This is a genomic window from Enterococcus sp. E4-150 (assembly GCF_035726465.1).
Lineage (GTDB): Bacteria > Bacillota > Bacilli > Lactobacillales > Enterococcaceae > Enterococcus_B > Enterococcus_B faecium.
The window spans coordinates 102,776-109,333 of sequence record NZ_JAPRGK010000010.1; the positions used below are offsets into that span (position 1 = coordinate 102,776).

Here is a 6,558-nt window from a genome sequence, read left to right on the forward strand (position 1 = left end):
GTCATCCTTTTGGGAAGGCAGAAAAACGTATGAATGGACTGTGACAAAAGTCGTGACGCAGTCCATTTTTTGAATAAACGGTGTTCAATCAGCTGACCTTCGATATTCGCTCAAAAAACGGCAAAATATGAGGAACTATTTTGCCGTTTGTTTCTCTAATACTCAGATCAAAACGCTGATTTCACAACCTCTTGGTAAACGGTGTTCAAAAGCTTGCATCTGCGGTAATAAGTCCAACCAAATGAAAAATATCAGAAGCTATTTTTGTTTGGCTGTTCTTATTACTTGATGCAGAACAGCTTTTTCACAACCTCTTCCTTATACGGTGTTCTCCTGCCAGCTCCTCGGTCACCAGTCACAATATTTAATAAACATGAGGAGCTATTTTTTGAGATTGCTCCTTGTGACTCGGAGTGAAACGGCAGGCTCACGACCTCTTTGTGTGTTTCATAAGTATTCTTTTACTTTATAGTCACAAGTTTTTTCAATGGATCTGTCCCGAATTTTTTTTCTTGATAAAGCAGGATTTCCGCACATGCACGACTATCTTCCAATGCATCATGGTGATGATCTAATTGGATGTTCAAATTTTCGCACACAGTGTTCAATCGATGATTTGGAAATTCAGGAAACAAGCGACGGCTACTTTTCACTGTACATAAAGAAAGATAATTAGGCTGTTCAAGATGATAATAATCTAAGCATCCCGCTAAGACCTTTGTATCAAAAGCAGCATTATGTGCAACGACTAAACGATTTTTTTGAAAATATGGTTGGATAGTTTGCCAGACTTCTGGGAATTTCGGCGCATTGCGTACGTCTTCTTGATGGATTCCGTGAATTTGGACATTTCGCCAGAAAAAAGGAGTCTCAGGCTGTATCAATGTATAGAATTCATCAACGATCTGGCTGTTTTTTACCATGACTAGTGCAAGAGAACAAGCACTATAAGGCTGATGATTGGCAGTTTCAAAATCCATGGCAACAAAATTCATTTCTGTAAAACCTCCTTGGGAAATTACTGTAACATACTTTTGAAAAAAGCAAATAAATTTAACAAAAAACATAGAATTTTTTATGTAATATTTGTTGAAAAAAGCTAGTTTTTGAACTTATTCCTTGTGATTTGGAGTTAGATAGGGATCATGACTTCTCGGTATTAAGTCAAATTTATGCAAAGTTGTGAGGAACCATTTTCAAAAAAATTTCTTACGACTCGAAAGTAGGCGACTTTTTCGCAACCTCTCCACTAAACGGTGTTCAATCAGCTGACCCTCGGTATTAGCTCAAAAAACGGCAAAATATGAGGAACTATTTTTCCATTTGTTTCTCTAATACTCAGGTCAGAACGCTGATTTTACAACCTCTCCACTAAACGGTGTTCAATCAGCTGACCCTCGGTATTAGCTCAAAAAACGGCAAAATATGAGGAACTATTTTTCCGTTTGTTTCTCTAATACTCAGGTCAGAACGCTGATTTCACAACCTCTTAATAAACGGTGTTCAAAAGCTTGCATCTGCGGTAATAAGCCTAACCAAACGAAAAATATGAAGAGCTATTTTTGTTTGGCTGTTCTTATTACTTGATGCAAGACAGCTTTTTCACAACCTCTCGATAAACGGTGTTCAAAAGCCAGTTTCTCGGTATTAAGCCAAATTTATGCAAAAATGTGGAAAGCCATTTTCACAAAATTTTTCTTAATACTCGAAACTAAACGACTTTTTCACAACCTCTTTATTTCAAATCTAATTCTACTGGACAATGATCACTGCCCATAATGTCCGTATGGATCTTTGCATCAGCTAGTCTTGGCTCTAAATCTTTGCTCGCCAAAAAGTAATCGATCCGCCAACCAGCATTGTTTTTTCTTGAATTGAATCGGTAGTTCCACCAAGAGTAGACACCTTCTTGGGTTGGATAAAAATAACGGAATGTGTCGACAAACCCGTTATCCAACAGTCGAGAAAGAGCCGCTCTTTCTTCTGGAGTAAATCCAGCATTTTTTTGATTCGTTTTCCAGTTTTTCAAATCGATCGTTTGGTGCGCGACATTTAGATCTCCGCAAATGATCACTGGTTTTTGTTTCTTTAGATTTTCCAAATAATTATAAAATGCTTCTTCCCATTCTAATCGGTAATCTAAACGTTTTAATTCGCTTTGAGAATTTGGCGTGTAACAGGTTACAAGAAAGAAATCGGAATATTCCAAAGTAATCAGACGGCCTTCTGTATCATGGATATCGATACCCATTCCGTAAGTGGCATTCAATGCTGGTTTTTTAGCAAAAATCGCTGTGCCGGAATAGCCTTTTCGTTCCGCGTAATTCCAATATTGATAATAACCTGGAAGATCTAAATCAATTTGTCCTGCTTGGAGTTTTGTTTCCTGCAGACAGAAAAAATCGGCGTCTAACTCATGAAAAACTTCTAAAAAATTTTTATTTACGATGGCACGAAGCCCGTTTACGTTCCAAGAGATAAATTTCAATAAAAGCACACTCCTTCGAATTAATTTCCTTACCTTTGCGATACTATTGTACCTCATTTTAGTAAAAAATGGTGTAAGATGAAAGTAACTAAATGATCCAGGAGGAAAGTAGATGAAGATTGGTGTAATCGGTGTAGGGAATATCGCAGAAAAAGCATATTTACCAACTTATGCGAAAAAACAAGGAACACTTGATTTTTATTTTGCAACAAGAAATAAAGAAACAAAAGAAAGAATTCAAAAAGAGTACGGGTTCCAACATCTATATGAAACGATCGATGAGCTTTTAGAAGAAAAAATCGAAGCATGTATGATCCACGCAGCAACAAAAGTACATTATGAATTAGCCAAAAAATGTCTAGAAAATGGTATCCATGTTTATATTGACAAACCACTGAGTGTCCATCTAAATGAAGTTCGTGAATTGCAAGAATTAGCTGATAAGAACCAAAAAATTTTGATGATCGGTTTCAACCGGCGCTTTGCTCCTATGGTAGAAGAATTAAAACGTATCCCAGATAAGCGGTTGATCCACCTGCAAAAAAATCGAATAGCGGCAAAAGAAACGACAGAGTTCGTCCTTTATGATTTGTTTTTACATCTTATTGATACAGCTGTGTATTTATTTGATGAACCCATTTTGAGAACAAAATACCAGATAAGAGAAACAAAGGAATTTTTGGAATATGCCATTTTACAATTAGAAACACAAAATCAAACGGCTATTTTAACGATGGATTTAGCAAGTGGCGCTAATATAGAAAAATATCAAGTAACAAGTAAAAATGGTACTTATGAAGTAAACGATCTGACCCAGCTTGTCATTCAAGATGCTGATGGAAAAAAAGTGAAAGAATTTGGCGACTGGACAAACACGCTAGTCAAACGCGGGTTTGAGCCAATGGTAGAGGCCTTCTTTTCTCAGATCCGTTTAGGTAAATCGGAAACAGAAATGCTTAAACAAAAAGAAGTTGTAAGAAGTCATGAATTATGTGAGAAAGTGCTTAAAGATCACTACCGTCATCAACTTTGAACAAGACTGGCAAGATTGTATTAAGCGTGATAGAATAATGAGGACGTTTGAGAAAAGAAAGGAAAATCCTCAGTGAATAAAGAAGAAATAGTTGAAAGCTTAGCCACGATTACTTTATTGTTTGATGAACCATTGATGAACTATACGTTTACGAAAACAGGCGGACCAGCTGATGTCCTTGCATTCCCGAAAAAGCAAGACGAAGTAAAGCAAATCATCGATTATTGCCGAATCCATGATATACCTTGGATGGTATTAGGAAATGCAAGCAATCTGATCGTTCAAGATGGCGGGATTCGCGGTGTAGTCATCATGCTGACTGAAATGAAACAGATTCATGTCAAAGGAACGATGGTCATTGCGGAAGCAGGTGCCTCACTGATTGATACGACTTATGCAGCTTTGGCAGAATCATTGACTGGATTTGAATTTGCTTGCGGCATCCCGGGAAGTGTCGGTGGAGCGGTTTATATGAATGCAGGTGCGTATGGCGGAGAGATCAAAGATGTTTTTGCTGAAGTGGATCTTTTACTTGAAGATGGAACATTGAAAACTTTGACAAAAGACGAAATGGTATTTTCTTATCGTCACAGTAAAATCCAAGAATTACGTGCTATCGTATTGGAAGCTCGATTCAGTTTGCAAACAGGGGATTATGAAGCAATCAAAGCAAGAATGGATGAGTTGACCGAATTGCGTCAATCAAAACAGCCATTAGAATACCCTTCATGCGGAAGTGTCTTTAAGCGCCCAGTAGGACACTATACAGGTCAGCTGATCCAACAAGCAGGATTGCAAGGCCTGAAATGGGGCGGTGCACAAGTCTCTGAAAAACATGCTGGATTCATCGTCAATATCGATCATGCGACAGCGACAGATTATATTGAATTGATTGCGCACATCCAAGAAGTAATCAAAGAAAAATTTGATGTGTCTTTAGAAACAGAAGTGCGGATCATTGGAGAAAAACAAGCAATATCAGAAACAAGCAGAAGTTTAGCCAATTAATAAGTAATGGAACTTAAAATAAGTAAAAGAGCAGGACGGTGGCCGTCCTGCTCTTTTTTGTGGTTGTTTACGCAAATGGCGCAAATCTTGTACATTTTAACACAATAAAACAAAAAATATAGAATATTTCCTCATAAATTTTTCCATTTTTTGCAATATTCTCAAAAAAAAGATAAAAAATGAGAATAACTGATGAAAAAACAAGCATAATCCATCATAAAATCAGTATAGGTGAAAAGATGAACTTTCATCTGCATATCAAGTAATTGGTATGAGGCATTTTTTGAGGTGTAGGATATGAAGTTGGATTACCTTATAGAAGAGGAAGATAGAGAAAAACTGCTGCTAGCTAGATATTTAGAATTTGAGAAAAAGAATTATGTAGTGCTACCTAAGTTATATGAAACATTAGGTTTGTCTAAATTTAAAACAAGAAATTATATCATAGAATTAAATAAAGAATTTACTGAATTCAAAACAAAGCCAGAGATCCAAATTTCAGAAGAAGCAGAGATCCATGTCGAACGTCTGAATTTGACGGATATCAAAAATTTAAGAAGAATCTACTTTCAACGATCAAAAATTGCTCGACTGTTAACGGAGATCGTGGATTCAAAAGTAACGATCGAAAAATTTGCAGAGAATCATTTTTTAAGCATATCAAGAGCCTATGTAAAAAGAAGAGAATTAGTCTCTTTTCTTGAACAGCATCAAATAAAGTTAAAGAAAAACATATTAGTTGGGGAAGAAATAAACATACGGAACGTATTATTTGGGGTATATTTCGGGGTCTTTAATGGTTTTTCTATGCCATTTAGAGAAAGCGTCATGAATGAAGCAAAGAGTATCGTGCAATATTTTGAATATCTGTTCAATTTAAAACTGTCTGCAACAAAACGAATCAAATTCAATTTGCTAACCACTATTAGTTTGTTGAGGGCCTATGGGAATCAACCAATCGGAAAACGTTTCTTTTCAGATGAATACTTTAAGAGCTCAGAAGGAATGAAGATCATCAAGGATTTATCACATATTTCTTTTCTTCATATCCCTAAAGAGCAGATCATTGATGAGATTTCTTATATCATGTTGTTTTTGATCACGGAAGAAGAATTTGAATTAGATGGCGCATTTGGACTTGCGGAAGCTCATTTTCATGATATCCACATGATTAGTCAAAAAATGTCAGTGGAATTGATTGATCAATTACCATTTTCGATTGAAATCTCTGAAGAAGAAAGACTATATATACGAAAAGAACTTCGTATGGGTATGATGCATGTCAATCGAAAAAATTGGATATTCGACTTTGAGATGACTAGCTTTACGTCTAAAAAGCAGCTACAGTTTTTCTTCGAGACGTATCCAATATTCAGTACAGCAATCCAAAAGGTCATACAAGAGAATAAACGCTATTTCTTGGGAAAAGATGAACGTTTCATGATTCGCTTATTTTATGATTATCTCTTTTTATTGGTCGGTATTTGTCCGGTATCATATTTTGAAGCACCGATTCATGTCTGTATTGATTTTTCGCAAGGATCTGCTTATACCGATTACATTATTTCTCAAGTGAAAGGATTTAAAAATTACAATATTGTGATTGAGAGTCGAATCACTTCTCGTACGAATATTTATTTATCTGATTGTTTACTTGAAAAATTTAATAAAGAACAGATAATTTGGAAAAATCCGCCGACTCCAGATGACTGGGAATATTTTGGAAATATCATCATCAGAGAAAAAAATAGACATTTAACTGAAAAAATCAGCTAGTATTTATGGATGGCAGCTTTGTCTCACATATTTATTAGCTGATTTTATGTTTTTTTTCAAAGAAAAGGTAACTAGATATATTACTTAACAAAATTAAAAAGTACATAAGTTATTATTCCGATTTTCTGATAAAGTCCATATAATTGTGTAAAAGATAAAAGGCCATGTAACAGCCCTTTTACGGTACAATGTTTTTAACCACAAAAACATACCCAGGAGGACGTTACATGACCCAAGTACATTTTACACTGAA

Annotated in this window: 5 protein-coding genes; 3 read left to right on the forward strand and 2 right to left on the reverse strand. The window is 35.7% G+C overall.

Annotated elements, in window-relative coordinates; translation table 11 throughout:
- Positions 1–461: 461 nt before the first annotated feature.
- Positions 462–995 (reverse strand): 3'-5' exonuclease, encoded by a 534-nt coding sequence (locus OZ002_RS09655; protein WP_002291442.1) that lies wholly within the window; start codon positions 993–995, stop codon positions 462–464.
- Positions 996–1,735: 740 nt separating this feature from the next.
- A complete protein-coding gene (locus OZ002_RS09660) occupies positions 1,736–2,488 on the reverse strand; it encodes an exodeoxyribonuclease III (protein WP_002306113.1) in 753 nt (250 codons plus the stop codon).
- A 112-nt stretch (positions 2,489–2,600) separates the two neighbouring features.
- Here OZ002_RS09660 and OZ002_RS09665 point away from each other — a divergent pair, with 112 nt between their 5' ends.
- The 3 genes from OZ002_RS09665 (at position 2,601) to OZ002_RS09675 (ending at position 6,305) form a co-directional block, all read left to right on the forward strand.
- On the forward strand, positions 2,601–3,521 hold the full coding sequence (locus OZ002_RS09665; protein WP_002331615.1) for a Gfo/Idh/MocA family protein: 921 nt from the start codon (positions 2,601–2,603) through the stop codon (positions 3,519–3,521).
- Positions 3,522–3,593: 72 nt separating this feature from the next.
- Positions 3,594–4,529, forward strand: a complete 936-nt coding sequence (murB, locus tag OZ002_RS09670) for a UDP-N-acetylmuramate dehydrogenase (protein ID WP_325083193.1) — start codon at positions 3,594–3,596, stop codon at positions 4,527–4,529.
- Between the two features lie 297 nt (positions 4,530–4,826).
- A complete protein-coding gene (locus tag OZ002_RS09675; RefSeq protein WP_002317943.1) occupies positions 4,827–6,305 on the forward strand; it encodes a helix-turn-helix domain-containing protein in 1,479 nt (492 codons plus the stop codon).
- The last annotated feature ends 253 nt before the right edge of the window (positions 6,306–6,558 follow it).

What these genes read in the sequence shown, in the direction of transcription:
- OZ002_RS09655 (WP_002291442.1), bottom strand. Translation starts at nt 995, where the DNA reads ATGAATTTTGTTGCCATGGATTTTGAAACTGCCAATCATCAGCCTTAT.
- OZ002_RS09665 (WP_002331615.1), top strand. Translation starts at nt 2,601, where the DNA reads ATGAAGATTGGTGTAATCGGTGTAGGGAATATCGCAGAAAAAGCATAT.
- OZ002_RS09675 (WP_002317943.1), top strand. Translation starts at nt 4,827, where the DNA reads ATGAAGTTGGATTACCTTATAGAAGAGGAAGATAGAGAAAAACTGCTG.